We start from the raw sequence: 26,845 nt of genomic DNA on the forward strand, positions 1-26,845 counted from the left end.
CCGCCGGGGCCGGGGCGGGCCGCGGGCCGGACGCGGGCCGGGCGCGGGCCGGGCGCGGGCCGGGCGCGGTTCCTCAGACGTGGATCGGGTGCGAGATCCGGCCGGAGTCCTCGTCTATCTCCTCGTGCGCCTTGGCCAGCAGCCGCAGCGCGAGTTCGTTGAGGGCGCGGGCACCCGCGATCTCCTCGCCGACCCGCGGCTGGTTCGCGTCCACGGTGTGCCGCGTGGCATGTCCGTGGCTGCGGACCTCGTTGCCGTCGGGCAGCCGCAGCAGGGCGACCGCCCGCGTGTGCTGGTCGTCCTCCTGGAACTCCATCTCGACGTGCCATCCGACAGGGGCGTGTGTCATCTCGGCCACCTCCGCAGAACCACCGATCGCCGGTGTTTCCAGGGTGCTCCCCCGCGCGGAGAACGTCACCTCGTGCGGACCCGCCGCCCCTCACTCCCCGGGCTTCTCCTCGAAGCTCGCGAAGTACGCGGCCGCCATGTCCTCGTCGGCGTGGCCCTGGGCGGCGGCGCGGGCGAACCGTTCGGCGGCCGCGGCGGCCACGTCCAGGCGTACGCCGTTCTCCTCGCCCGCCGCGACGATCAGCCGGGCGTCCTTCTCGGCGGTGGACACGGCGAAGGACGCCGGGCTGAGCTTCCCGTCGAGCACCAGGGCGGACTTGGCGCGCAGGTATCCCATGTCCAGCGGTCCGCCCTCGATCAGGCCGAAGAAGTCCTGCGGGTCGACGCCGAGCCCCCGGGCGAGGGCCAGCACCTCGCCGGTCGCCGCGGTGGCCGCGAGGACCCAGCTGTTGGCCACCAGCTTCAGCCGGCTCGCGCTGCCCGAAGCCCCGTCCTCCCCGGTCCACACCGTCCTGGCGCCGACGGCGTCGAAGACGGGGCCGACCGTGCCGCGCCCCTCGGCGGGCCCGGCGGCCAGCACGGTCAGCTGACCGGCCTCGGCGGGCTGGCGAGTACCGAGGACGGGGGCGTCGTAGAACACCAGGCCGTGCTCGCGGGCGAAGGCGGCCAGGTGGCCGGTCAGCTCCGTGCCGGCGGTGGTGGACTGGGCCCACACCTGGCCGGGGCGCAGGGCGGGGGCGGCCTCGCGCATGGCCGCGAGGACGCTGTCGCCGTCGTACAGCATGGTGAGGACGACGTCGGCGCCCTCGACCGCCTCGGCGGGGGTGCCGGTGACCCGGATCCCGTCCGCGGCGAGCGGCTCGGCCTTGGCGCGGGTACGGTTCCAGGCCCTGACGCCGAGTCCGGCGCGGGCGAGGTTGCGGGCCATGGCGGCCCCCATGATGCCGGTGCCCAGGACGGCCACGGTCGGCTGGTCAGTCATGAAACGGCTCCTTGTCGGACGGACGCGCGGGCGCGCGAGCGGGGTGATCACCTGTCATCTTGCTACCCGGCGTGCAGCATCAGCCCTATCCCCACGACCAGCAGGCCCGCCGCCGCGATCCGGGGTGCCCCGAACCGCTCCTTGAACAGCAGGGCGCCGATGGCCGCGCCGACGATGATCGAGGACTCGCGCAGGGCGGCGACGGGGGCGAGTGGGGCGCGGGTCTGCGCCCACAGGACCAGGGCGTAGGCGGCGACGGACAGCACCGCGCCGAGCAGCCCGAGGGCGGCGTGCGGACGGAGCAGCCGGACGGTGTCGGAGCGGTTGCGGACGTACAGCCACGCGGGGACGAAGCCGCCCTGGACGAGCATCAGCCAGGCGATGTAGCCGAGCGGCGTGTGGGCGGCGCGGACGCCGAGGCCGTCGAGCACCGTGTACGCCGCGATGGTCAGGCCGGTGGCCAGGGCCGCGCCGATCGCGGGCAGGTCCGGGCGGCGTCCGCGCAGCCCCCACAGGCTCACCCCGCCGAGGCCGAGGCAGGACACGGCGACCCCGGCCAGCGCCCAGCCGCCCGGCACCTCGTGCGCGAACACGGCCGCCAGCACGGTCACCACCAGCGGGGCGCTGCCGCGGGCGAGCGGGTACGCCTGCCCGAAGTCCCCGAGCCGGAAGGAGGTCATCAGCAGCGCGTAGTAGACGACGTGGACGGCGGCGGAGGCGAGCAGCAGCGGCCAGGCGGGTCCCGCCGGAAAGGCCGTGAACGGCATCAGGAGGAGGCCGGCCAGCGCGCCGCCGCCGGAGATCAGCGCGAACCCGGCCGGCTTGTCGGTGATGCGGTGGGCGATCGCGTTCCACCCGGCGTGGGTGACGGCGGCGAGGAGTACGGCGGCGGTGACGAGGGGCGTCACCCGGCGGTCTCGCGCACGTCGACGACGGTGGCGCCCGCGTGGCGGACGAGTTCCCCGGGCTCGGCGGGGAAGACGGTGTACGGCGTCCCGGCCGCGGCCCACACCACGTCGTGCGCGAGCAGCGAACGGTCGGCGAGGACCCGGGTGCGCGTGCGGTGCCCGAAGGGCGGGACGCCGCCGATCGCGTACCCGGTGGTCTCGCGCACGACGCCGGCGTCGGCCCGGGTGACCTTCCCCGCGCCCAGTTCCCGGCGCACCCGCTCGACGTCGACCCGCGAGGCCCCGTCCATCAGCACCAGGACCGGCACGCCGTCGGCGGAGAAGACCAGCGACTTGCAGATCTGGCTGAGTTCGCAGCCGATCGCGGCGGCGGCCTCGGCGGCGGTGCGGGTGGCCTCGGGGAAGCGCCGGACGCGGGGCAGCAGTTCGCCCAGTCCGAGGGCGCGCACCGCCTCGGCGAAACGGGGGTGGGCTCCGGACTCTTCGGCGTCGGTGGCAGTCGTCATACGCGGCACGCTAGTCCCGGCCGTCCCTGGCACGCGACGCCGTTCCACCCGCCGGACCGGTCCGCGCGCGAAAAGAGGCCGGTGAGGGCACCCCGTCCCCACGGAGCCCTCACCGGCGGTCTGTTGACGAGCGGTGCGTCAGGCGTGCACCAGCTCCTTCTCGGTGTCGCTCCCGGCGCCGGCGCGCAGGCCCTCGCCCTCGACGTCAACGTCGGGCAGGACGCGGTCCAGCCACTTCGGCAGCCACCAGGCGCGCCTGCCGAGCAGGGCGAGCACCGCCGGGACGATGGCCATGCGGACGATGAAGGCGTCGAAGAAGACGGCGATGGCGAGGCCGAAGCCGATCATCTTGATCATCGCCTCGCTGGAGCCGATGAAGCCGGAGAAGACGGCGATCATGATGACGGCGGCGGCGGTGACCACACGCGCGCTGTACCGGAAGCCGGTCACGACGGCCTGGGCCGGGTTCTCCCCGTGGACGTACGCCTCACGCATCCGGGTCACGAGGAACACCTCGTAGTCCATGGCGAGTCCGAAGACCACGCCGACCATGAAGATCGGCATCATCGACATGACCGGGCCGGTCTCCTCGACGTTCATCAGGCCGGACAGCCAGCCCCACTGGAAGACCGCGACCACGGCGCCGAGGGCCGCCAGCACGCTGAGCAGGAAGCCGAGGGCCGCCTTCAGCGGGACGAGGACGGAGCGGAAGACCACGATCAGCAGGAGGAAGGCGAGGCCGACGACCAGGGCGAGGTAGGGCAGCAGGGCGTCGTTCAGCCGCTGCGAGACGTCGATGTTCATCGCGGTCGCGCCGGTGACCAGCACCTTCGCGTCGGTCGCGGCGGTGATGCCCGCGCCCTTGCCGCGGATGGCGTGCACCAGGTCCTCGGTGGTGGCCGAGGAGGGCTTGGAGTTCGGGACCACGGTGATCGTCGCGGTGTCGCCGGCCTTGTTGGGCATCGCCGGGGTGACCGTGACGACGTCCTTCAGGCCCTTGATCTCGTCGCCGACCCGGGTGAAGGCGCCCTTGGGGTCGTGGCTGTCCTTGGCGTCGACCACGACCATCAGCGGGCCGTTGAAACCGGGGCCGAAGCCCTCGGAGAGCAGGTCGTAGGCGCGGCGCTGGGTGGTCGAGACGGGCTGGGAGCCGTCGTCGGGCAGGCCGAGCTGGAGGGAGGCGGCCGGGACCGCGGCGGCGCCGAGGCCGAGCACGCCGAGCAGCAGGACGGAGACGGGGCGCCGTACGACGAAGCTCGCCCAGCGGGTGCCCATGTTCGGGCGGGCTTCCCTGCCGCCCGTGGCCTTCGCGGCGCGGCCACCGCCGAGCAGCCTGCTCTTCTCGCCGGCGGGCTTGATCCTGCGGCCCGCGTAGCCGAGCAGGGCCGGGATCAGGGTGAGGGCGATGAGGACGGCGACGACGACCGTGCCGGCGGCGGCCACACCCATCTTGGTCAGCATCGGGATGTCGACCACGGACAGGCCGACCAGGGCGATGACGACGGTCAGGCCCGCGAAGACCACCGCGGAGCCCGCGGTGCCGACGGCCCGTCCGGCCGCCTCCTCGCGTTCGCGGCCCTCGGCCAGCTCGGCGCGGTAGCGGGAGACGATGAACAGGGCGTAGTCGATGCCCACGGCGAGGCCGATCATCGACGCCAGGGTGGAGGTCGTGGAGCCCAGGTCGAGGGCGCTGGAGAGCGCGGCGATGGTGGAGACGCCGATGCCGACGCCGATGATCGCGGTCAGCAGCGGGAGTCCGGCGGCCAGCAGCGAGCCGAAGGTGATGACGAGGACGACGGCGGCGATGGCGATGCCGATGACCTCGCTGGAGCCGGTCTCGGGCGCGGTGGTCAGCGCGTCACCGCCGACCTCGACGGTCAGTCCGCTGTGCCGCGCGTCCCCGGCGGCCTTCTCCAGGGCGTCGCGGGAGGAGTCCTTCAGCTCCATGCCGGAGACCGTGTACTTCACCGACGCGTAGGCGATCGTGCCGTCCTTGCTGACGGCGTGCCCGGCGTAGGGGTCGGCGACGGAGACGACCTCGGAGCCGCGCCGCAGCTCCTTGACGGTCTTCTCGACGGCCGCCTTGTTCCCGGCGTCCGTCATCTTCTGACCGCCCGGCGCCTTGAAGACGACCCGTGCGGTCGCGCCGTCGGCGCTCATTCCGGGGAAGCGCTGTTCGAGCAGGTCGAAGGCCTTCTGCGCCTCCGTGCCGGGGATCGAGAAGGACGAGTTTCCAGGGGCCGGCGCCGAGGCGGCGCCCACTCCGGCGAGGGTCAGCAGCGCCACCCATATGAGGGCGGCGAAATGCCGTCGCCGGAAGGCGAGCCGGCCGAGTCGGTACAGGAACGTGGCCACGAGGGCGTCTCCCGGTCAGGTCGTTGAGTTCATCAGGGCAGGAGCGATCAGCCCGACGACGTGAGCGGTGACGTCAGAGTGTGGGCTTGCCGAGGAGCGCGATCAGGCGATCACGCGGGGGTGACGGCGACACCGAGGGCGGGGAGGACCACGGCGTCGATGTAGGAGCGCAGGAACGCCTGCGTCGGAGGCCGGCCGTCGATGAGCGCGCGCGTGGCGAACGCGCCGATCATCATGTGCACCACGAACCGCAGCGCCGGATTGTCCGGGTCGACCTCACCTCGGTCGACGGCACGCTGCAGCACACGGCGGAGTTCCGCCGTCTCGGGTTCGACCAGCTGTTCCCGGAACGCCTGGAGGAGGTCCGGGTTGGTGTGGGTGGCCATGGCCAGTCCCCGCATGAGGGCCTGGTTCTGCTCCATGGCGCAGTCGTCCTCGCGGGTGGCGAGGGCGTGGAAGTCGCCCCGCAGCGATCCGGTGTCGACGTCGGCGATGCTGCCCGGTTTGGTGTGCCGGATCGCCTTGGCGACCAGTTCGGCCTTGCCGCCCCACTGACGGTAGAGCGTGGCCTTGCTGGACCGGGTGCGGGCGGCCACGGCATCCATGGTGAGGGCGTCGTAACCGACCTCCCGGAGCAGGTCGAGCACGGCCTCGTACAACTCGGCCTCGCGCTCGGGTGTGATCCGACTGCGACGCGCGGCGGCGACCTCAGTCATCTCCCTCACCCTTTCCGCTCCGAACGGTGCTGCTTCATAAGTGACTTCGTACGTGACTTCGTACGCGACGAATGTATCGCACCCGTTCTGCGAAACGAAACAGTTTCGTACGTGTCCTGGGTCACGAGTGTCGGGTCCGGGTAAGGAGCCGGGCGCCCCGCGGAAACAGCCGCACGAGTTGCTGCGCCCTCCCACCCGGAAAAGCATGGAAAGGTGAGCTATCTGCGCCTGCCCCACCTCAACGGCGACCTGCTGACCTTCGTGTCCGAGGACGACCTCTGGCTGGCCCCCCTCGACTCCCCGGGCCGCCCCTGGCGGCTGACCGCGGACCGCACCAAGGCGGGCGCGCCCCGCTTCTCGCCCGACGGCAGCCAGATCGCGTACACGAACTGGCGCAGCCTCGTCCCCGAGATCCACCTCGTCGGCGTCGACGGCGGGCCCACCCGGCAGCTGACCCACTGGGGCAGCGCCGACACCCAGGTGCGCGGCTGGACCCCGCCGGACGCCGAAGGAAGGAGCGACATCCTCGCCGTCTCCTCCCACGGACAGCCGTTCTCCTATTTCTCCTGGGCCTACAAGGTCCCCACCGACGGCGAACCGGGCGGCCGGCTGCCCTGGGGCCCGGTCGCCGACCTCCAGGTCGCCGACGTCGAGGACGAGCACCGGACCCTGCTGCTCACCGGCACCCCGCCGCACGAACCGGCCGCCTGGAAGCGTTACCGGGGCGGCGCCATGGGCCGGCTGTGGCTGCACGGCCGGCGGCTGCTGCCGGACATCGGCGGCCAGCTGAGCGCCCCCATGTTCGTCGCCGGCCGGATCGCGTTCCTCTCCGACCACGAGGGCATCGGCAACCTCTACTCCTGCGCCTACGACGGCACCGACCTGCGCCGCCACACCGACCACGACGCCTTCTACGCCCGCAACGCCTCCACCGACGGCGACCGGGTCGTCTACCAGTGCGCGGGCGACCTGTGGATGGTGGACGACTTCTCGCCCGGCGGCATGCCGCGCAAGCTCGACATCCGGCTCGGCGGCCCCAGCCCGGGGCGCCGCCCCTACCAGGTGCCCGCCGCACAGAACGTGGACGGCCTCTCCGTGGACGAGACCGGCCGCGCCAGCGCCGTCGTCGTCCGCGGCAGCCTGTACTGGCTCACCCACCGCGACGGCCCGGCCCGGACGATCTCCGACACCCCCGGCGTCCGGGTCCGGCTCCCGGAGATGCTGGGCTCGACCGGACAGGTCGCCTACGTCACGGACGCCGAGGGCGACGACGCCGTCGAGATCGCCCGCCTGCCCCGCGCCAGCGGCGACCGCAGCACCCGCCTGCTGGCCCAGGGCGAGCTGGGCCACGTGCTGGAGACGGTCTCCGACCCGCAGGGCGAACGCCTCGCCGTCGCCTCCAACGACGGACGGCTGCTGCTGATCGACGTGACCGAGGGCGCCGAGGGCGAGGAGCCCACCGACGGATCGGGCGAGGGCCCCGGCACGGTCACCGAACTGATCCACTCCCTCAACGGACCCGTGCGCGACCTCGCCTTCTCCCCGGACGGCGCGTGGCTCACCTGGTCCCACCCGGGCATCGGCCGCTCCCTGCGGCAGATCAAGCTGGCCCGCATCAAGGACCGGCTCATCGTGGACGTGACCAACGGCCGCTTCGAGGACGAGAACCCCGTCTTCACCCGCGACGGCCGCTACCTCGCCTTCCTCTCCTGGCGCGGCTTCGACCCGGTGTACGACGTGCACACCGGCGACCTGTCCTTCCCGCTCGGCGCCCGCCCCTATCTGGTCCCGCTCTCCTCCGCGACGCCCTCCCCCTTCGCCCTCAACCCCGAGGGCCGGCCCGCCGCCGGCGGACTGGACCCGATGGAGGACGAGGACACCGGCAGCGGCACGGTGACCGTGGAGGTCGAAGGACTGGAGAGCAGGGTCACGCCGTTCCCGGTCATCGCCTCCAAGTACTCCGCCCTGCGCCCGGTCGCCGGCGGCGGCCTGGTCTGGCTGCGCTGGCCGATCTCCGGCGCGCTCGGCGAGACCTTCGTCAACCCGTCCGACACCACGGGCCGGCCGACGCTGGAGCACTTCAACATCACCAAGGCCAAGAAGTCCGAACTGGTCGGCCATCTCGACTGGTTCGGGGTGAGCGGCGACGGGACCCGGCTGGTGGTGGTCGACGAGGGCGAGCTGCGGGCGGTGCCGTCGACCGAGCCCGGCGACAGCGACTCCACCGTGTGGATGGACCTGCGCCGCATCCTCCACCGGGTCGACCCGCCCGCGGAATGGCGGCAGGCCTACGCGGAGGCCGGCCGGCTCACCCGCGACTACTTCTGGGACCCGGGCATGTGCGGCATCGACTGGGAGGCGGTGCTGGAGCAGTACCGTCCGCTGGTCGAACGGGTCAGCTCCCCCGACGAGTTCGCCGACCTGCTGCGCGAGGTCCTCGGCGAACTCGGCACCTCGCACGCCTACGTCACCGCCGCCCGGCGCAACGAGGGCCCGCCGCACTACCAGCGCTGGCAGGGCCTGCTCGGCGCCGACTTCGTGCGCCGCGACGGGCAGTGGGTGGCGCGCCGCATCCTCCCCGGCGACTCCTCCGACTCCAAGGCGCGCTCGCCCCTCGCGGGCGCGGGCATCCGCGAGGGCGCCGCCCTGACCCATGTGAACGGCACCCCCGTCGACCCCGTGACCGGCCCCTACCCGCTGCTCGCGGGCGCGGGCGGGACGACGGTGGAGCTGACGTTCGTCCCGCCCGGCGGCGGCCCCGGGCGGGCACGCCGGGTCGCCGTCGTCCCGCTCATCGACGAACGGCCGCTGCGCTACCAGCACTGGGTGGCCAAACGCCGCCAGGTCGTGCGGGAGTTGAGCGGCGGCAAGTGCGGCTACCTGCACATCCCCGACATGGGCGGCTCCGGCTGGGCCCAGTTCAACCGCGACCTGCGCATGGAGGTGTCCCGGCCCGCGCTGATCGTGGACGTGCGCGGCAACGCCGGCGGGCACATCAGCGAACTCGTCATCGAGAAACTGACCCGGACGATCATGGGCTGGGACCTCACCAGGGACGCCCAGCCGGTGTCGTACGCCTCCAACGCGCCCCGGGGGCCGGTCGTGGCCCTCGCGGACGAGGCGACCTCCTCCGACGGCGACATGATCACCGCCGCCTTCAAGGAGCTCGGCATCGGCCCCGTGGTCGGCCAGCGCACCTGGGGCGGCGTGGTCGGCATGACCGGCCGGCACCGGCTCGGCGACGGCACGGTCATCACGGTGCCGATGAACGCCGCCTGGTTCGACGCCTACGGCTGGTCCGTCGAGAACCACGGCGTCGCCCCCGATCTGGAGGTCCTGCGCACCCCCCTCGACTGGGCCGAGGGCCGCTACGCCCAGCTCGACGACGCGGTGCGGCTCGCGCTGGACCTGCTGGAGAGCGAGCCCGCGGCGATCCCGCCCGACTACAGCGACGTACCCGACCGCTCCCGGCCGAAGCTCCCGCCGAGGTCCGCCTGACGGCCCCGCGCGTCCGTACGCGCACACGCGAGCGTGGGGCGCCCCGAAGAGGGCGCCCCACGCGGGCCGGCCGGAGCCGGGGCGACGACTAGGCCTCGTCGTGGTCCCGGTCGTAGCGGTCGTCCATGCGGTGCTCCGTGTCCTTCATGTCACGGGTGTTCTCGTGACCGCCGCGCTCGGCCTGCTTGCCGCGCTGCGACTGGCCCGCCTGCTGCCGGCCCTGCGGCTGGCCCTGGCCGGCCTGCGGGTGGCCCTGCTGCGAGCCACGCTGCGGCATACCGGGCTGCTGGCCGCCCTTCGACTTGGACGGGCCCTGCTGCTGGGTCGACTTGTCCTTGATACCCATGTGGGTTCACTCCCCTTGAGGGTGAGGTGGGGGTTGGCCCCTGAGTGGGGCCTCGACCAGATTCACACGGGCGAACACGCTGCGCATGTCGATCAGTTACGGTGCGTAGCCCTCGCGGCCTCGTCCGCCTCCCCACCTGCGCCGACGAGCCTCGAACCCATCCCCTGGAGCCGGGGCGCGAACCGCCGCATCTCCCGCTGCCCGACCGTGCCGATGACCGCCGGCAGGTAGCCGCGCACGCTCTGCATGCCGCGCAGCCACCACTGCCCGTACACGTGCGCCGAGCGCCGCTCGATCCCGTCGACGATCCGGTCCACGGCGGGACCCAGCGGGTAGGTCTTGTTCGACGGCCATGGCAGCCGCTGCCGGAGCTCGCGCATGACGTCGTCCTGGTCGGCGCCGCGCACCATGTCGGTGTCGGTCCACGACAGGTACCCCACGCCCACGCGCACGCCCTGGTGGCCGACCTCGGCGCGCAGGCAGTGCGCGTACGCCTCCACGCCCGACTTGGACGCGCAGTACGCCGACATCATCGGCGCCGGGGTGATCGCGGCGAGCGAGGCGATCTGCAGCAGATAGCCGCGGCTCTCGACCAGCACCGGCAGGAACGCGCGGGCCGTCACCGCCGAACCGATCAGATTGACCTCGATCACGCGCCGCCAGGCCTCCGGGTCGGAGGCGATGAACGGACCGCCCGCCGCGACACCGGCGTTGGCGACCACGATGTCGACCTTGCCGAAGCGCTCCTTCACCTCACGCGCCACCCGGCTCATCGCCTCGTGGTCGGTGACGTCGGCGTACCAGTGCGCGCTCTCGCTGTGCAGCCGCCCGGAGACCTCCTTCAGCAGGTCCTCCTCCAGCCCGACCAGCGCCACCTTGACGCCGCGCGCGGAGAGCTTGCGGGCGAGCAGCTCACCGACGCCGCGCGCCGCTCCCGTGACGACCGCGACCTGTCCTTCGAGACCGACCCTGCTCATGCGCCCTCCTCGGCGGGGGTGGGGCGGGCCCCGGAGACACCGGAGGCCTTCCCCGTGACGTACGTGGTGACGAGTTCCCGGATCCGCCCGGTCACCGGCGCGGGCGCCTCGACCGGGGTCATGTGACCGATGCCGGGCAGTTCGGTGAGCCCCACGCAGTGCGGGAGCGCCGCGACCAGCGCGTGGGCGTGCACGGGCGGGGTGAGCCGGTCGGAGGTGCCGTGCAGCACCGCGGTGGGCACCCGCAACTCCCGTACCCCGTGGTCGAGATCGAGACCGGCCAGCACACCGCCCCACGCGTGCCGCGCGGCACGCGGGCAGGCGTGCACGATCCGCGCGCACGCCTCCACCATGTGCGGAGCCGGACGGACGCCCATGGTGGCGTACTTGAGGACGCTCTTCGCGACCGGCGTGACCGGGCCGAGCGGAGCGCGCGAGCCGAGGATGCCCCCGGTGATCCGGTCGCGCAGCCGCCCGGCGCCCAGCGGCACCACGCGCGCCTCGGCGACCAGCCGCGAACTGCCGGTGCTGCACAGCAGGACGGCCGCCGCGTGTTCGGCGAACCGGGGGCGCGCGGAGGCGGCCATGACGGTCATGCCGCCCATGGAGTGCCCGGCTATCACGGCCCGCTCGCCCGGTGCGAGCGTCCCGGCGAGCACCGCCTCCAGATCGTCCGCGAGCGCGTCCGTCCCGCACGCGGAGCTCACGGGGCTGCTGCCGTGCCCCCGCTGGTCGTACGCGATCACCCGGTGGTCCGCGGCCAGTTCGCGGATCTGCGCCGCCCAGAAGGCGGTCGAGCAGGTCCAGCCGTGGGCGAGGACGACGGCGGGCGCGCCCTCGGGCCCGTGCACCTCGACATGCAGCCGGGCGCCGTCGGCGGAGGCCACGCTCAGGGTGCGCGCGGGCGCCGGCGGGGCGTAGGGGCCGGTGGTGACGGCGGTGACGGCGGCGCGGCTCATACGGCGGCTCCGCTCGCGCCGTCCGCGGCGGCGCTGTTCGTACCGTCCGCGGCGGCGCTGCCGACCTTGCCGGCCTTGCCGCCTGCGGGGCGACCGCTCCTGGCACTGCCCTTCTTCATGGGCTCCCTCTCCTTCTTCCCGTCGGTCTGCCGGAGGACCTGGTACTCGGCCAGGTCCACCCGGCGGGTCGCGCGCCGGAACTCCGTGGTCGTACCGGGCCAGATGGTGGTGTTGCGACCGCTCGCGTCGAGGTACCAGCTGGTGCAGCCGCCCGTGTTCCACACGGTCCGCTCCATCCGCTCCTGGACCCGCTCGTTCCAGGCGTCGACCGCGGTCGGCCGGGCGTCGAGCGCGGTACGGCCCCCGGCCCCGTCGAGGACGCCGAGCTGGCGCAGATAGTCGGCCATGTAGTTCAGCGCCGACTCGATCATGAGGATCATGGAGGAGTTCCCGAGGCCGGTGTTGGGCCCGATGATCGTCATCCAGTTGGGGAACCCGGCGGCCGTGGCCCCGCGCAGCGAGCGCATCCCGCCCTTCCACGCCTCGGCGAGGGTGACGCCCCCGGCGCCGACCACGCGCTCGGCGATGGGCATGTCCGTGACGTGGAAGCCCGTACCGAAGACGATCGCGTCGACCTCGGCCTCGGTGCCGTCGGCGCCGACCACGGTCGACCCGCGCACCTCGGCGAGCCCGGCGGCGACGACGTCCACGTTGGGCCGGGTCAGCGCCGGGTAGTACGTGCTGGACAGCAGGATGCGCTTGCAGCCGATGCGGTAGCCGGGGGTGAGCCTGGCGCGCAGTTCCGGGTCACGGACGGCGCGGGCCATGTTGCGCCGGGCGAGCCGCTCGATCAGGCCGAGTTCGTCGGGGTGCCTGGTGAACGCCTGCACCTGGAGCTCCCGCACAGCCCACAGGAACCCGCGCCGGATCCGGGCGGTGACCGGCAGCGCCCGGTGCAGCCGCCGCTCCAGGCCGCTGACCTCGCGGTCCATGCGCGGCATCACCCAGGGCGGGGTGCGCTGGAAGAGCGTGAGCCGGCCGGCCAGGGGCTGGATGGCGGGCACGATCTGGATGGCGGAGGCGCCGGTGCCGACCATGGCGACCCGCTTGCCGCGCAGGTCGTAGTCGTGGTCCCAGCGGGCGGAGTGGAACACCTTGCCGGGGAAGGACTCGAGCCCCGGGACCGCGGGGATCTTCGGGTCGGACAGCGGTCCGGTGGCGGACACCACGACGTCGGCGGTGAGCGGCCCCCGCGCGGTCTCGATGTTCCAGCGCAGCCGCTCGGTGTCCCAGCTCATCAGCTTCACCTCGGCACCGAAGCGGATGTGCGGGCGCAGCCCGAAGACATCGGTGACGTGCTCCAGGTAGGCGCGGATGTGCTCCTGCCCGGAGAAGGTGCGCGGCCAGTCGGGATGGGGCGCGAAGGAGAAGGAGTACAGGTGCGAGGGCACGTCGCAGGCGCACCCGGGGTAACTGTTGTCCCGCCAGGTGCCGCCCACGCTGTCGGCCCGTTCCAGGACGACGAAGTCGGTGATCCCCTCGCGGCGCAGCCGCACGGCGGCGCCCAGTCCGCCGAACCCGGACCCGATCACCGCCACCCGTACATGCTCGTGCTCGGCCATCCCGGAGCCTCCACGCGTCGCCTCGAACCGCGCCAGTGAACACTGGCGCAATGGGACTGTAGAGCAGCCCCGTACCGAGCGGTAGGGTCCGGGAGAGGGACGTTCACATCGGCGGCCGCGCCGCGGGCACCGGCGGCACACCTTAGGCTGCGGACGTGGCAGACGACGGCGGACACACCTCACGACAGGGCACCGGACGGCCCGGCGGACCACGCGAGTACCGCATGGAGGAGCTGGCCGGCCTCGCCGGCATCACCGTGCGCACCCTGCGCTTCTACCGCGAACGCAAGCTGATCCCGCCGCCCCGCCGCGAGGGCCGCATCGCCTGGTACGACGAGCACCACCTGGCCCGGCTGCGCACCATCTCGGCCCTCCTGGAGCGCGGCCACACCCTGAACGGCATCGCGGAACTGGCCGAGGCCCTCGACCACGGCCGGGACGTCGCCGACCTGATCGGCGTCGCCGCCCCCACCGAGGAGGAACCGGTCCGCCTCACCCCCGAGGCACTCGCGGCCCGCTTCGAGGGCGAGGTCACCCCCGAGAACCTCGCCGCCGCCATGGACCTCGGCTACCTCGGCACCGACGGCGACCAGATCGTCCACATCAGCCGGCGCCTGCTCGACGTCTCCTCCGCCCTGGTCCGCGAGGGCATCCCGCTCGCCGAGGTCCTGGCGGCCGGCCGCCGCGTACGCGAGCACGCCGACGCCCTCGCCGACCTCTTCGCCGGCCTGATCCTCAGCCACGCCCCCGAGGAAGACCTCCAGCGCCTGCGCCCCCTGGCCCGCAGCGTGGTCGAAGCGGAACTCTCCCTGGCCCTGGACCGCCGCCTGACCAAACGGGACTGACGGCCCGGCCGCTGCGGATCACGGGTGCTCACGGCACCCGCGCTGCTGTCTGTCGTTCGGCGGCAATTTCACTCCATCGAAGCACTTTCCGAGAACCGGCAGACGAAACTCGGTTCGCACTCCGAGAGTGAGATCGAAAAACCCCGGCGGCTGTCCTACCAGCCCCGGGGCATGGCCGACACTCTCCAGGAGCGCCGACGTGCCCGAGCATAGCCCTGTGCCATCCCTGCCGGCTTCGACTCTCGAAGGCTCAGCACGAGCCCTCGGAGTCGTCCGGCTCAGCTGCATCACCAAGGTGACCACTTCACCCGACAGACAACGCGCCGCCATCCGACAACGCGCCGAAGAACTGGGCCTGACCCTGATCGGCGAGGCAGCGGATCTCGGGGTCTCCGCCCGCCGGGTCTCCCCCTTCGAAAGGCCGTCCTTGTCACCCTGGCTGCGGCGTCCCGAGGACTACGAGGCTCTCGCGTGGTCCCACGTGGACCGCGCCGTGCGCTCCGTCGACCACATGTCCCAGTTGATCGAGTGGAGCCAGCAGCACAGGACGACACTCGTCTTCGCGATGCCCGAAGAACGTGATCCTCTCGTCGTCCCCCCACAAGCGGGCGGCGACGCCGTCGGACGGTGCATGGACCTGGCCCGCATCGCCGAGCAGGAAGCCCGCACGATTTCCACCCGCCTCACGAGCGCCCATGAAAGCCTTCGGGCGACCGGACGATACGGCGGCGGCCTCGTGCCCTTCGGGTACCGGAAGGCGCCTCACCCCTCCGGCGTCGGCTGGTGTCTGGCTCCTGACCCGGAAACCGCCGACATCGTCCGCAAGATCGTGGACGACGTGCACTCGGGACTGTCCCTCGTCGCGATCGCCCGCGGGCTCGAAGCAGCGGGCCTGCCGGTACCGCGCGACCGCCACGCTCAGCTCCAGGGGCGTCCGATGGGCGGGCGACGCCACGGGCGGGAGTTCGAGAGGTACCGCTGGACCGGAGGCAGCCTGTCCAAGATCCTCCGCACTCCCGCGCTGATGGGGCACCGAGTGCACAAGGGAGAGACAGTACGGGACGCCGAGGGCTCGCCCGTGCTCATCGGACCCCCGCTGCTCGACCCAGAGGAGTTCCAGGCCCTGCAGGACGCCCTCGCCGCCCGCTCCAGCGGGCCCCATCCGAAGCGCCGTGAGACATCCCTGCTGATCGGGGTCGCCCACTGCGCCGGATGCAACGGCCGTATGTACTTCGCGACTCGGAAGAACTGTGCGTACGGCGACTACGTCTGCCGCGCCTCCGCCCGTGGCACCACGTGTCCCGACCCCGCGGGCATCCGTGCCGACTGGCTCGACGAATACACCACCGGCCGCTACCGAGAGGTGTTCGGCGCGGAAGCGGAAGTGAGCCGGGAACGGCTCCTCGCGAACGGGGTCCGTATCACCGTCGCCAAAGGACGGTCCGGCGGTGGACCGGAGAGGCTGAGCGGCCCGGACACATCGCGGCTGGCGTTCACCGTCGAGGGCTCGCCACACGGTCGTCCGCAGCCCTGATGCGGGCGGGGGCGCTCGAAATCGGTGCGCCCCCGCCGCTGATATCACCGATCGAAGACCACAGTCACCGGAGCATGGTCGGACCAGCGTTCCTCGTGGCTGGCCGCTCGCTCCACGTACCCCTTGATCGCCTGCCGGGCGAGACCGGGCGTCACGACAGCGAGGTCGATGCGCCAACCCGCATCGTTCTCGAAAGCCCGCCCCCGGTAGGACCACCACGTGTAGGGGCCCTCGGTGTCCGGGTGCAGGGCGCGGACGACGTCCACGTAGCCGCCGTCGTCCTCGGTGAGGACGCGGGTGAGCCAGTCGCGCTCCTCGGGGAGGAAGCCGGAGTTCTTGGTGTTGGCGCGCCAGTTCTTGAGGTCGGCCTGCTGGTGGGCGATGTTCCAGTCGCCGCAGACGACCACCTCGCGGCCGTCGGCGGCGGCGCGGACGCGCAGGTCCTTGAGGTGGGCCAGGAACTCGTCCATGAAGCGGACCTTCTCGTCCTGGCGCTCGGTGCCGACCTCGCCGGAGGGCAGGTAGAGGGAGACCACGGTGACGCCGGGCAGGTCGGCCTCGACGTAGCGCCCGCTGTCGTCGAACTCGGCCGAGCCGAAGCCGATCCGGACACGGTCGGGTTCGCGGCGGGTGTAGAGGGAGACGCCGGCGCGGCCCTTGGCGGCGGCCGGGGCGTGCACGACGTGCCAGCCGTCGGGCTGCCGCACCTGCTCGGGCAGCTGGTGCGGTTCGGCACGCACTTCCTGGAGGCAGACGACGTCCGCCGAGGTCGTCGCGAGCCACTCCACGAAGCCCTTCTTCGCGGCGGCCCGAAGCCCGTTCACGTTCACGGAGGTCACAGTCAGCATCCGGGCACGATACCGGCACACTGGTGCAAGTCCGAATGCCCAGCAGTACGCATAGAAGTGTGAAGACCAGCATGAACATACGTCGTGTGCGTTTCGATCACCCCGACGCGCTGAAGCTCAACGACGAGGTGCAGGCCGAGTACCACCTCAGGTACGGCGACGGCGGCGACGCCACCAGCCTGGACGCCGCGGATTTCGACCCGCCCCGGGGTGTGTACCTGATCGCCTACGACGAGCAGGACCGTCCGGTCGCCACCGGCGGCTGGCGCGGCCGGGACCGCAACGAGGAGGGCAACGAGGACGGCGACGCCGAACTCAAGCGCATGTTCGTGGTCGACGGGATGCGCGGCCGGGGTCTGGCCCGCCGCATTCTCGCGGAGCTGGAGGCGGACGCCCGCGCGGCCGGCCGTACGCGCATGGTCCTGGAGACGGGGAGCAAGCAGCCCGAGGCCATCGCCCTGTACGTGTCGAGCGGCTACGAGCCCTGCGTGAAGTTCGGCTACTACCGCCATCACGAGGAGAGCCGCTGCTACGCGAAGCAGCTGTGAAAGCGATGAAGCCCCAGCCGGTTCTCACCGGCTGGGGCTTCATCTTGTGCGTGGACCTGAGGGGATTCGAACCCCTGACCCCCTCGATGCGAACGAGGTGCGCTACCGGACTGCGCCACAGGCCCTTGCAACGAGTGGAACTCTAGCACCCCGATCCGGGTGCTCGGAAATCCGCTCCCGGGCCGGTCGGAGACGGGATGGCCCGTCCTGTGACCGCGGTCACCGCGGTCACTCGTTGGCCGCCCGGGGGCGGTCGCCGTCCTCGTACTGGTCGAAGAGCGGGGTGCGGCCGCGCTCGCGCGCCCGGCGGGCGGAGGCGGCGGCCGGGGAGCCCGCGCGCGGCCGCTTGCGGGCGGGCGGGAGGGCGTCGTCGCGGCCGTCCGCCGACTCGCCCTCGGACAGGGCCGGTTCCTCCGCGAGCGCCTCGGGCGCGTACCCCGCCTCGTGCTCCGGCGCGACCGTGCTGGAGCGCGCCGAGCTCCAGATGTCGGGCGCTCCCAGGTCGACGTCGGCGGTGGCCCGGGGTGCGACGGGGGCGGTGACGTAGGTCGGCAGCGGCACCGGCACCGGGTCCCAGCTGTCGCCGTGGCCGGGGCGCCGCTGGCGCTCGCGCTGCTGGTCGACCCATTCGGCGTGGTCGGTCTGCTCGACGAGGGCGCGCCGGTCGGCGGCGAGCGCCGCGGACAGGGCCGGGTCGGTGTCGGGTCCGGGGCCGGGCACCTCGTCCGGCTCGTCGGCGCCGGGTCCCTGGTCGGCGGCGCGGCGGCGCGGCTGACGGGCCCGCTCGCGCAGGCGCTGGGCCGCGGCCTCGGCGTGCCGGCGGTCCATCTGGTAGGCGAAGCGGCGGCGCTCCTGCGTGCGCAGATAGGCGATGTACGCGCTGAGCGCGACGGCGGGCGCGCCGGGCGCCCAGAGGAAGGCGAGTCCGCCGACCGCCGCGACGACCGCGCCGACGGTGAAGGCGAGGAAGAGCATCACGGTGGTGCGCCGGCGGCGCGCGAGGACCTTGGAGCGCTGGGCGCGCGCCGCTGCCGCCTGCGAGGAGGGGGGCGTACGGCGTGCGGCCGGCACCCGCTTCTGCGCGGGCTCGTGCGCGTGCGCCGGGCCGGACGTGTGCACGGGTGCTCCGGAGTGGTGGTGTTCGGGCGCCGTCGGGGACTCGGGGGCCGGCACGGTGCTCTGGTCGTAGGCCGGTTCGGTCCGCCCGGGCGTCTCCGGCCCGCTCTCCGCGCGCGCCTGACGGCGGGTCGGAGGCATGACGAAGGCCCGGACGTCCACCGCGTCGGTGGCGGCGTCCGGGTCACCGGCGTCCGGCTCCCCCTCCTGGGTGGAGCGCGCCCGCAGGTCCTTGGCGTACCGGCGCTCCATCCCCGCCCGTCCGGACAGCAGCCGGATGGCGGTGCTGAAGCGTTCCGTCGGACGGGCCTCGTTCAGCTCGTCCTGCCTACGGAGCCACATCGGCACCAAGTAGGCGGCCCAGGCCCCGACGATGACTGCGTAGATGAGGCCGCTGCTGCTCACGTCTCACACCGTAGAGGGGTTTGCGTGGGGCCATCCGCCAATTGGGCCGGTGTGTCGCACGATCTGGCTGATATTTCGAGCTTTTTTTGCGACCGGTGCGATCAACCGACCGCAGAAGTCGCGAAAGGAATGCCCTCAGACGATCGACGAGCGATCAAATTCGAACACTTATTCAATTTCTGGGCTGAGCGGGATTCCCCGGGGTCTCCGGGGTGTTCCGCGGCTCCCGTCCGGCGTCCTGCGGGCCGGCCGCCCGCTGCTCGCGGGCACGCCGCCAGCGCGCCAGCAGCCCGTCGGGCACTTCCTCGGCGGTGAGCGCGTAGACGAGGTGGTCGCGCCACGCTCCGTCGATGTGCAGATAACGCGGCCTCAGTCCCTCCTCGCGGAAACCGAGTTTCTCCACCACCCGGCGGCTCGGCCGGTTCTCGGGGCGAATGCAGACCTCGATGCGGTGCAGCCCGACGGTGCGGAAACAGTGGTCCACCGCGAGCGCGACGGCCGTCGGCATCACTCCGCGGCCGGCCACCGACTCGTCCACCCAGTACCCGATGTGCCCCGAGCACATCGATCCCCAGGTGATCCCGGCGACCGTCAACTGCCCGACGAGCCGGCCCTGGTACTCGATGACGAAGGGCAGCATCCGGCCCGAACCCGCCTCGGAGCGCAGGTGCCTGACCATCTGACGGTAGGTCGGCCGGTGGGTGATCGGCCCGCTCGGCGTGGGCGGCGGGATGGTCGCCTCCCAGGGGCGCAGCCAGTCCCGGTTGCGCCGGTTGACCTCGCGCCAGGCCCGCTGGTCGCGCAGCTTTATCGGCCGGAGGACGACATCGCCGTCCGTCAGCACGGCGGGCCAGGAGGTCCTGTTCAGCTCGCACCTCCGGCATGCCCTGGGCCCTCGGTGCCGGCCGGGGCGGAGCCGGCGGCGGGGGCCGGGGCGTCCGCGGGGGCGGATCCGGCCGTGGGAGCCGGGCCGGCCGCGGGGAGCGGGTGGTCGCCGCCGCGGATCTGGTCGACGGCGTGCGTCAGCAGGGGTTCCAGGACGGCCAGGCCGTCCTTCACACCGCCGCCGGACCCGGGGAGGTTGACGATCAGCGTGGCCGCCGCGACGCCGGCGAGGCCTCGCGAGAGCGCGGCGGTGGGCACCTTGTCCCGGCCGAACGCCCGGATCGCCTCCGCGATGCCGGGCACCTCGTGGTCGATCACCGCGCGGGTCGCCTCGGGCGTGCGGTCGGTGGGCGAGATGCCGGTGCCCCCGGTGGTGACCACGACGTCGTACCCGGCCTCGACGGCCTCGCGCAGCGCGGCCTCCACCGGAGCCCCGTCGGGCACCACCAGCGGGCCGTCCACGGCGAACCCGAAGCCTTCCAGGCCCCGTGCGACGGCGGGGCCGCCCCGGTCCTCGTAGACGCCCGCGGAGGCGCGGTTGGAGGCGGTGACGACCAGCGCGCTGTAGCGGGCCGTCAGGGCGCCGCCGAGGGGCGGAGTGCCGCTCACGCCCGGCTCCAGTCGCCGGACTTGCCGCCGGTCTTCTCCTCCACCCGTACGTCCGTGATCACCGCACCCTTGTCGACCGCCTTCACCATGTCGATCACGGTCAGCGCGGCGACGGACACCGCGGTGAGCGCCTCCATCTCGACACCGGTGCGGTCGGCGGTCCGCACGGTCGCCAGGATCTCCACCGCGTCGTCCGCGACCGCGAGGTCCACGGTCACACCGGACACCGACAGCGGATGGCACAGCGGGATCAGGTCGGGGGTGCGCTTGGCGCCCATGATGCCCGCGATCCGCGCGGTCGCCAGGGCGTCGCCCTTCGGCACGCCCTCGCCGCGCAGCAGCTCGATCACCCGGGGCGAGACCAGGACCCGGCCACTGGCACGGGCGGTGCGCGCGGTCACGTCCTTCCCGGAAACGTCGACCATCCGGGCCGCGCCCGCCTCGTCGATGTGCGTCAGTCGGTCCTGCGTGTTCATGCTGTGCGGCGCTCCCGGTCACGGCCCGCAGCCAGGGGGTGCGCGGGCCTGCTCTGTGCGCGACACGGTACCGCCAAGTCGGCGCCGGCACCGGATCAGGACCTGCGCCGTGCCCGTGCGGCGCGGCCCGGCGGCCGCCCCCGCGGTGTTCCCGCGGGCCGTGGACGGCGGGTGCGGAGAGACCCGCGCGGGGGCCCGCGGGGCGACCGCGCGAGGGCCGGCGGAGAGACCGCGCGAGGGCCCAGGAGAGGCCCGCGCGGAGGCCCGGGAGAGGCCCGCGCGAGGGTGCTCCGTCAGCCCAGCAGGACGACCTCGACCTCGGTGCCGGGCTCGGCGCTCTCCATGTCCTCGGGGAGCACGATCAGCGCGTCGGCGTGCGCCAGCGCGGCGATCAGGTGGGAGCCGGCGCCGCCCACGGGAGCGACCTCGCCGTCGGCGTACTTCCCGCGCAGGAACTGCCGGCGACCCTTGGGCGAGCGCAGTGCCGCGTCCGTCCGCAGGGTGGCCCGGACGCGGGGCCGGTGGACGTCCTCCAGGCCCATGAGCGTGCGGATCGCGGGGCGCACGAACATCTCGAAGGAGACGTACGACGACACGGGGTTGCCGGGCAGGGCCAGCAGCGGGGTGTGGTCGGGGCCGATGGAGCCGAAGCCCTGGGGCTTGCCGGGCTGCATGGCGAGCTTGCGGAAGTCGACGCCGCTGCCCGCCTCGTCCTCGTCGGCGACGTGCGACAGCGCCTCCTTGACGACGTCGTACGCGCCGACGCTGACGCCGCCCGTGGTCACCATGAGGTCGGCGCGGACGAGCTGGTCCTCGATGGTGGAGCGCAGGGTGTCGGCGTCGTCGGCGACGGCGCCCACCCGGTAGGCGATGGCGCCCGCGTCCCGCGCGGCCGCGGTGAGGGCGAAGCTGTTGGAGTCGTAGATCTGCCCGGGGCCCAGCGGCTCGCCGGGCTGGACGAGTTCGCTGCCGGTGGACATGACGACCACGCGGGGGCGCGGGCGCACGCGTACCGTGCCGTGGCCGATCGCGGACAGCAGCCCGATCTGCGGCGGTCCGAGGACGGTGCCGGCGGCCAGGGCGAGGTCACCGGCGCGCACGTCGCCGCCCTTGTCGCGGACGTGCGCGCGCGCCTCGACGGACCGGTACACGCGGACCTGTCCCTCGGCGCCCTCGGGGGCCAGGCTCCGCGCCCGCATGCCGCTCGCGGGTCCCTCGCCGAGCCCGCCGTCGGTCCACTCGACGGGTACGACGGCCTCGGCCCCGGGCGGGAGCGGGGCGCCGGTCATGATGCGGGCGGCCTGTCCGGGGCCGACCCGCACCGGCTCGGCCGCGCCCGCCGCGACGTCCCCGACGACCTCCAGGACGGCGGGGAACTCCTCACCGGCGCCCTCGACGTCCGCGACCCGGACCGCGTACCCGTCCATGGAGCTGTTGTCGAACGGGGGGAGGGTGACCGGGACCATGACGTCGTCCACGAGGACGCAGCCCTGGGCTTCGAGGAGGCGCAGCTCGATGGGTTCGAGCGGGCGGACGGTGCTGAGGATGTCGTCCAGGTGCTCGTCCACCGACCACAGGTGGTCCGGTGCGGCGGGGCGGGGCGCGGCGCTGCTCAACGTTCCTGCATCTCCTCGGCGACGTAACTGCGGAGCCAGGTCCGGAAGTCCGGTCCCAGGTCTTCACGTTCGCATGCCAGTCTGACAATGGCACGCAGGTAGTCGCCGCGGTCGCCGGTGTCATAGCGGCGGCCCTTGAAGACGACGCCGTGCACCGGGCCGCCGACCTTCTCGTCCTCGGCCAGCTGCTGGAGGGCGTCGGTGAGCTGGATCTCGCCGCCGCGGCCGGGCTCGGTCCGGCGGAGTATGCCGAAGATGTGCGGGTCGAGCACATAGCGCCCGATGATCGCGTAGTTGGACGGGGCGTCCGCCGGCTCCGGCTTCTCGACCAGGCCGGTGATCTTGACGACGTCGCCGTCGGCGGTGGCCTCCACGGCGGCGCAGCCGTAGAGGTGGATCTGCTCGGGGGCGACCTCCATGAGGGCGATCACGCTGCCGCCGTGCTGCTCCTGGACCTCGATCATCCGCTGGAGCAGCGGGTCACGGGGGTCGATCAGGTCGTCACCGAGGAGGACGGCGAACGGCTCGTGGCCGACGTGCGGGGCGGCGCACAGCACGGCGTGGCCGAGGCCCTTGGGGTCGCCCTGGCGCACGTAGTGCATCGTGGCCAGGTCGCTGGACTCCTGTACCTTCGCGAGCCGATCGGCGTCGCCCTTCTTCTGAAGGGCGGACTCCAGCTCGTAGTTGCGGTCGAAGTGGTCTTCGAGAGCGCGCTTGTTGCGTCCGGTGATCATGAGGACGTCGTCGAGCCCCGCCGACGCGGCTTCCTCGACCACGTACTGGATCGCGGGCTTGTCCACGACCGGCAGCATCTCCTTGGGAGTCGCCTTGGTGGCCGGGAGGAACCGGGTGCCGAGGCCTGCTGCGGGAATGACAGCCTTGCTGATCCTGGGGTGCGACTGAGTCATGCGCGCAACCTTATCCGGTGCCTATGAGCGGAATCTGTGCCTCCGGTCAGCTGGCGCTCATATGACCATATTGAGAAAGTCGCAAGAGAAGCCCGTGGAACGCGAAGGACGCACGAGGACCCATGACCGAGCCTGACAAGCGCTTGTTGCGACGGGAGTTCCTCGAAGTGAGGAACGGGTTGCCGGAGGATGTCGTACGGGAGTCGGGGGACAGGCTGGCCGAACAGGCCCTCGCGCTGCCCGAACTGGCGCGTGCGCGCACGGTGGCGGCGTACGTCTCCGTCGGCGCCGAGCCCGGCACCTCCGCGCTGCTGGAGGCGCTGCGCGCGCGGGGCGTGCGCGTGCTGCTGCCCGCGCTGCTGCCCGACGACGACCTCGACTGGGGCGAGTACACCGGCCCCGGCTGTCTCGCCCGGGTCCGGCACGGCGGGCGGATGGAGCTGTCCGAGCCCTCCGGGGCCCGCCTCGGCCCCGGCGCCGTGACCGCCGCGGACGTCGTCCTGCTGCCCGGCCTCGCGGTGGACGGCCGCGGCATGCGCCTGGGCCGCGGCGGCGGATCCTACGACCGGGTGCTCGCGCGGCTGGAACGCGCGCACGCGCACCCCGCGCTCGTCGTGCTCCTGTACGACACCGAGGTCGTCGGCCGGGTCCCCGCGGAGGCGCACGACCGCCCGGTGCAGGCCGTGGTGACGCCGTCGGGCGTGCGCCGCTTCGGGGACGCCCGAGGCTGGACCCCCAAGGGTCCGTGAAACGCGGAACGGCCCTCCCCGCGCGCGTGGAGGGCCGTTCCCGGGCTTGCCGTCAGTGGCTCACGGCTTGAGGACGAGGGTGTCGGTCGTGCTCTTGCCGACCGCCTTGTCCGAGAAGGACCAGGGCAGCAGTTCGCCCTTGGCCCACTTGCCGGTCTGGTCGGTGTAGTGGGCGCTGAACGCGTGGCCCGAGGCCCCGGTCAGGTTGATCCACTTCGACTTGTCCATGTCGGCGAGGTTGACCACCATCCGCATGGACGGCACCCAGACCACGTTGTAGCCGCCGGCCGCGTTCCAGCCGGTGGCGTCCACGGTGGCCTCGCCGCCGCCGAGCTTCCAGGGGCCGCGGTTGAGCACGTACTGGACGGCCTCGGGGCCGCCGGTGCCGAGCGTCTGGTTCTTCAGGAACAGCCGGTGCAGCCGGCCCCAGCTCCAGGTGTCGATGTCCTTGCCGAGCTTGGCGGTCAGCTCCCAGCGGGCGTCGATCATGGCGCGCGCGAACAGCTGGTCCCGGTTCTCCGCCGCCGGGCGGGTGCCCGACCTCGGGGTCTTCCACCAGTCGCTGTCCGGCTTGTCCATCAGCCGGCGCACGACCTCGAACCAGCGGTCGCCGCCGTCCGGCTGCGCCTGGTCGGCATCGCGCTCGCCGCACTCGCGGACCTTGGTGTCGTCGTCCACCGGGCCGGTGCTGTCGACCTTGTCGACCCACAGGCACTGGCCCTTGACCCGCAGCTCCTTGGGGAGCTTGTTGCCGAAGGCGAGCTTCAGGACGTTGCGCCACACGGCGTTGAAGTACGCCGCGGCCGCGGAGTCGGCGTCCTGGGTGTAGTCCCAGCCCTCCAGCAGCTTCTGGGCCTCACGGACATGCTTGTCCTTGAGGTCGATCTTCAGCAGCGTCGGCACCAGGAGCTTGGCGATCTCGCTGCTGGTGTCCAGCTGCATCTGCCGCATGTCGTCCGTGGAGATCTTGCCGCCGTCCTTGATCTTGGACTCGATCAGGTCGGCGATGCGCTGGCTGCGGGTGCCGTAGCCCCAGTCCGTGGTCAGCGTGTACGGGTACTTGTCCTTGTCGACCACGGCCTGGTTGGCGGTGACGATGTAGCCGCGCTCGGGGTCGAACTCGTAGGGCAGCTCGCTCTGCGGGATGAAGCCGGTCCAGCGGTACTTGGGGTCCCAGCCCGGCACCGGCACGGAACCGTCGTCCGAGGCGGAGCGCGTGGGGATCTTGCCCGGCAGCGTGTAGCCGATGTGCTGCGCGTCGGCGAAGACCAGGTTCTGCGACGGCACGTCGAACAGGGCCGCCGCCGAGCGGAAGCCGCTCCAGTCGGACGCCTTGTCGAGGGCGAAGATCGCGTCCATGGAGGTGCCCGGGTCGAGCGCGGTCCACCTCAGGGCGACGCCGTAGCCGTCGCCGCGGTCGGGCGCGGCCGTGTTGACGGTGGCCGTCTTGCCGACCTGGACGAGCTGGTCGTCACGGTCGGACAGCAGGGGCATGCCGTCGGCGGTCTGGCGCACGACGATCTTCTTCGAGGCGCCGCCGGCGACCTTGATGGTCTCCTCGCGGGTCCTGAACGGGCGGATCTTGCCGTCGTACAGGTAGCCGTCGCCGGTGAGCTTCTCCAGGTAGAGGTCGGTGACGTCGGCCCCGGAGTTCGTCAGGCCCCAGGCGATGTCGGCGTTGTGGCCGATGATCACACCGGGCATGCCGGCGAACGTGTAGCCCGTGACGTCGTAGGGGCAGGCAGCCGAGACCGTGCGGCAGTGCAGGCCCATCTGGTACCAGACGGACGGCAGCGCCGGACCGAGGTGCGGGTCGTTGGCGAGCAGCGGCTTGCCGGTGATCGTGTGCGAGCCGGCGACGACCCAGGAGTTGGAACCTATGCCGGAGCCGTTCACACCCACGGCGGTGGGCACGTCGGCCAGGACGTCGCGCAGGCCCATCAGCTGGCTCGTGATGCCCGAACCGGCGGTGGAGGACCCGGTCGAGCCCGTCGTGCCGGTCGTCCCCCCGGAGGTGCCCGTGGCGCCGCCCGCGGTGCCGGTGGTTCCCGTCGTGCCGGTGGTGCCCGTCGCGCCCGTCGTACCCGTGGTGCCGGTCGTACCCGTCGTACCCGTCGCGCCCGTGGTGCCCGTGGTGCCCGTCGAGGTGTTCGCGGAGCCGCCCGTGGCGCCGCTCTGCCGCTCCTGCACGATCGGCTTGTTCCGGCTGTACGGGTACTCCGGGTAGAGGTCCTGGATCTGCTGCGGGCCGAGGCGGCTCGTCATCAGCGCGCGGTCGATCTCGTCCTGCATGTTGCCGCGCAGGTCCCAGGCCATCGCCTTCAGCCAGGCGACGGAGTCGACCGGGGTCCACTTCTCCGGCGTGTAGTCGCCGGTGAGGTTCAGCGCCGCGTACTCCAGGGAGATCTCCTTGCCGTCCTTGCCCTGGAGGTAGGCGTTGACCCCCTTGGAGTAGGCCTGGAGGTACTTCTTCGTCGAGGCCGACAGCTTGGTGTCGTACTCCTGCCGGGCGACGCGGTCCCATCCGAGCGTGCGCAGGAAGGCGTCGTTCTTGACCTGGCTCCTGCCGAACATCTCGGACAGGCGGCCGGAGGTCAGATGACGGCGCACGTCCATCTCGTAGAACCGGTCCTGCGCCTGGACGTAGCCCTGCGCCATGAACAGGTCCTCGTCGGACGAGGCGTAGATCTGCGGGATGCCGTAACCGTCCCGCTTCACGTCGACGGGCCCGGACAGGCCCTGGAGCGTGACCGAACCCTTGGTCTGCGGGAAGGAGGCGCGGACGGTGCTGACCGACCAGTAGGACCCGCCGGCGACGCAGCCGATGACTGCGAGGACCAGCACGATCACGACGAGTCGGGCTTTGCGTCCCTTCTTCCTGCCGGATTTGCCGGGCTTGTCACCGGTTGCGGCGGTGGTATTGGGAGGCATCGCTGTCCTTGCTGTCCTAACGCGAGCGGCAGGTCGGGCTGTGACTTTGAATGAGCGCTGGAGCAACCATAGGGGCACTGCCCCGAGCCACTTGAGGCGGAGTCGGAATCCGGCGCGCACGGGCGTTCGATCTTGCCCCGGCGAGCGTCAAGAAAGCG

Annotated in this window: 23 protein-coding genes and 1 tRNA gene; 5 read left to right on the forward strand and 19 right to left on the reverse strand. The window is 72.5% G+C overall.

The window, feature by feature from the left end; translation table 11 throughout:
* Positions 1-73 precede the first annotated feature (73 nt).
* The 6 genes from ACIPRD_RS22440 to ACIPRD_RS22465 form a co-directional block, all read right to left on the reverse strand.
* Entirely contained in the window at positions 74-349 is a 276-nt protein-coding gene (locus tag ACIPRD_RS22440; RefSeq protein ID WP_356406316.1) for a DUF1876 domain-containing protein, read from the reverse strand.
* A 90-nt stretch (positions 350-439) separates the two neighbouring features.
* Entirely contained in the window at positions 440-1,330 is an 891-nt protein-coding gene (locus ACIPRD_RS22445) for an NAD(P)-dependent oxidoreductase (protein WP_356406319.1), read from the reverse strand.
* Between the two features lie 62 nt (positions 1,331-1,392).
* Positions 1,393-2,238 (reverse strand): EamA family transporter, encoded by an 846-nt coding sequence (locus ACIPRD_RS22450; RefSeq protein ID WP_401565380.1) that lies wholly within the window; start codon positions 2,236-2,238, stop codon positions 1,393-1,395.
* The gene (locus ACIPRD_RS22455; protein ID WP_356406323.1) at positions 2,235-2,744 is read right to left on the reverse strand and encodes a YbaK/EbsC family protein; all 510 of its coding nucleotides are present in this window, start codon (positions 2,742-2,744) and stop codon (positions 2,235-2,237) included. The genes ACIPRD_RS22450 and ACIPRD_RS22455 overlap by 4 nt, the downstream gene beginning before the upstream one ends.
* A gap of 138 nt (positions 2,745-2,882) precedes the next feature.
* On the reverse strand, positions 2,883-5,099 hold the full coding sequence (locus ACIPRD_RS22460) for an MMPL family transporter (RefSeq protein ID WP_401565384.1): 2,217 nt from the start codon (positions 5,097-5,099) through the stop codon (positions 2,883-2,885).
* A 110-nt stretch (positions 5,100-5,209) separates the two neighbouring features.
* Positions 5,210-5,815 carry a TetR/AcrR family transcriptional regulator gene (locus tag ACIPRD_RS22465; RefSeq protein ID WP_356406329.1) on the reverse strand — a complete coding sequence of 202 codons (606 nt, stop codon included), beginning with the start codon at positions 5,813-5,815 and terminating at the stop codon, positions 5,210-5,212.
* Positions 5,816-6,028: 213 nt separating this feature from the next.
* On the opposite strand from ACIPRD_RS22465, the gene ACIPRD_RS22470 reads away from it, so the two are divergent.
* The gene (locus ACIPRD_RS22470; RefSeq protein WP_401565386.1) at positions 6,029-9,313 is read left to right on the forward strand and encodes a S41 family peptidase; all 3,285 of its coding nucleotides are present in this window, start codon (positions 6,029-6,031) and stop codon (positions 9,311-9,313) included.
* 88 nt (positions 9,314-9,401) lie between these two features.
* Here the strand turns inward: ACIPRD_RS22470 and ACIPRD_RS22475 are convergent, their stop codons facing one another.
* From ACIPRD_RS22475 to ACIPRD_RS22490, 4 genes are all read right to left on the reverse strand, one after another.
* Positions 9,402-9,659, reverse strand: coding sequence for a hypothetical protein (locus ACIPRD_RS22475; RefSeq protein WP_356406335.1), 258 nt, complete (start codon positions 9,657-9,659; stop codon positions 9,402-9,404).
* A 92-nt stretch (positions 9,660-9,751) separates the two neighbouring features.
* A complete protein-coding gene (locus tag ACIPRD_RS22480; protein ID WP_356406338.1) occupies positions 9,752-10,636 on the reverse strand; it encodes an SDR family oxidoreductase in 885 nt (294 codons plus the stop codon).
* Complete coding sequence (locus tag ACIPRD_RS22485) at positions 10,633-11,595, reverse strand: alpha/beta hydrolase (RefSeq protein WP_356406341.1); 963 nt, start codon at positions 11,593-11,595, stop codon at positions 10,633-10,635. The genes ACIPRD_RS22480 and ACIPRD_RS22485 overlap by 4 nt, the downstream gene beginning before the upstream one ends.
* Positions 11,592-13,217: a flavin-containing monooxygenase gene (locus tag ACIPRD_RS22490; protein WP_401565391.1), complete on the reverse strand. Its 1,626-nt coding sequence runs from the start codon at positions 13,215-13,217 to the stop codon at positions 11,592-11,594. Before ACIPRD_RS22490 ends, ACIPRD_RS22485 begins: the two co-directional genes overlap by 4 nt.
* Before the next feature lie 224 nt (positions 13,218-13,441).
* On the opposite strand from ACIPRD_RS22490, the gene ACIPRD_RS22495 reads away from it, so the two are divergent.
* Both ACIPRD_RS22495 and ACIPRD_RS22500 read left to right on the forward strand, forming a co-directional pair.
* Complete coding sequence (locus ACIPRD_RS22495; protein ID WP_356406493.1) at positions 13,442-14,062, forward strand: MerR family transcriptional regulator; 621 nt, start codon at positions 13,442-13,444, stop codon at positions 14,060-14,062.
* Positions 14,063-14,357: 295 nt separating this feature from the next.
* A complete protein-coding gene (locus ACIPRD_RS22500) occupies positions 14,358-15,596 on the forward strand; it encodes a recombinase family protein (RefSeq protein ID WP_401565393.1) in 1,239 nt (412 codons plus the stop codon).
* A 44-nt stretch (positions 15,597-15,640) separates the two neighbouring features.
* Here ACIPRD_RS22500 and ACIPRD_RS22505 read toward each other — a convergent pair whose 3' ends face one another.
* Positions 15,641-16,444 carry an exodeoxyribonuclease III gene (locus ACIPRD_RS22505; protein WP_356406351.1) on the reverse strand — a complete coding sequence of 268 codons (804 nt, stop codon included), beginning with the start codon at positions 16,442-16,444 and terminating at the stop codon, positions 15,641-15,643.
* 71 nt (positions 16,445-16,515) lie between these two features.
* Between ACIPRD_RS22505 and ACIPRD_RS22510 the strand changes: the two genes are divergently transcribed.
* The gene (locus ACIPRD_RS22510) at positions 16,516-16,992 is read left to right on the forward strand and encodes a GNAT family N-acetyltransferase (protein ID WP_401565395.1); all 477 of its coding nucleotides are present in this window, start codon (positions 16,516-16,518) and stop codon (positions 16,990-16,992) included.
* Between the two features lie 51 nt (positions 16,993-17,043).
* On the opposite strand, the gene ACIPRD_RS22515 is transcribed toward ACIPRD_RS22510, so the two are convergent.
* The 7 genes from ACIPRD_RS22515 to galU all read right to left on the reverse strand — a co-directional run bounded on the left by ACIPRD_RS22515 (position 17,044) and on the right by galU (position 23,007).
* Positions 17,044-17,117 (reverse strand) — tRNA-Ala (locus ACIPRD_RS22515).
* 103 nt (positions 17,118-17,220) lie between these two features.
* On the reverse strand, positions 17,221-18,513 hold the full coding sequence (glpR, locus tag ACIPRD_RS22520) for a gephyrin-like molybdotransferase receptor GlpR (protein WP_356406357.1): 1,293 nt from the start codon (positions 18,511-18,513) through the stop codon (positions 17,221-17,223).
* A 172-nt stretch (positions 18,514-18,685) separates the two neighbouring features.
* A complete protein-coding gene (locus ACIPRD_RS22525; protein ID WP_356406360.1) occupies positions 18,686-19,357 on the reverse strand; it encodes a GNAT family protein in 672 nt (223 codons plus the stop codon).
* A gap of 20 nt (positions 19,358-19,377) precedes the next feature.
* Positions 19,378-20,007 (reverse strand): molybdenum cofactor biosynthesis protein B, encoded by a 630-nt coding sequence (locus ACIPRD_RS22530; protein WP_401565399.1) that lies wholly within the window; start codon positions 20,005-20,007, stop codon positions 19,378-19,380.
* Positions 20,004-20,483, reverse strand: a complete 480-nt coding sequence (gene moaC / locus ACIPRD_RS22535) for a cyclic pyranopterin monophosphate synthase MoaC (protein ID WP_356406366.1) — start codon at positions 20,481-20,483, stop codon at positions 20,004-20,006. Before moaC ends, ACIPRD_RS22530 begins: the two co-directional genes overlap by 4 nt.
* Before the next feature lie 293 nt (positions 20,484-20,776).
* The gene (gene glp, locus ACIPRD_RS22540; protein ID WP_401565402.1) at positions 20,777-22,099 is read right to left on the reverse strand and encodes a gephyrin-like molybdotransferase Glp; all 1,323 of its coding nucleotides are present in this window, start codon (positions 22,097-22,099) and stop codon (positions 20,777-20,779) included.
* Complete coding sequence (gene galU, locus ACIPRD_RS22545) at positions 22,096-23,007, reverse strand: UTP--glucose-1-phosphate uridylyltransferase GalU (protein ID WP_356406372.1); 912 nt, start codon at positions 23,005-23,007, stop codon at positions 22,096-22,098. Before galU ends, glp begins: the two co-directional genes overlap by 4 nt.
* A 122-nt stretch (positions 23,008-23,129) precedes the next feature.
* On the opposite strand from galU, the gene ACIPRD_RS22550 reads away from it, so the two are divergent.
* Complete coding sequence (locus tag ACIPRD_RS22550) at positions 23,130-23,756, forward strand: 5-formyltetrahydrofolate cyclo-ligase (protein ID WP_401565405.1); 627 nt, start codon at positions 23,130-23,132, stop codon at positions 23,754-23,756.
* Between the two features lie 60 nt (positions 23,757-23,816).
* Here ACIPRD_RS22550 and ACIPRD_RS22555 read toward each other — a convergent pair whose 3' ends face one another.
* Complete coding sequence (locus ACIPRD_RS22555; RefSeq protein ID WP_401565408.1) at positions 23,817-26,687, reverse strand: penicillin acylase family protein; 2,871 nt, start codon at positions 26,685-26,687, stop codon at positions 23,817-23,819.
* Between the last annotated feature and the right edge of the window lie 158 nt (positions 26,688-26,845).

Source organism: Streptomyces sp. NPDC090108 (assembly GCF_044747185.1).
Classification (GTDB): Bacteria; Actinomycetota; Actinomycetes; order Streptomycetales; family Streptomycetaceae; genus Streptomyces.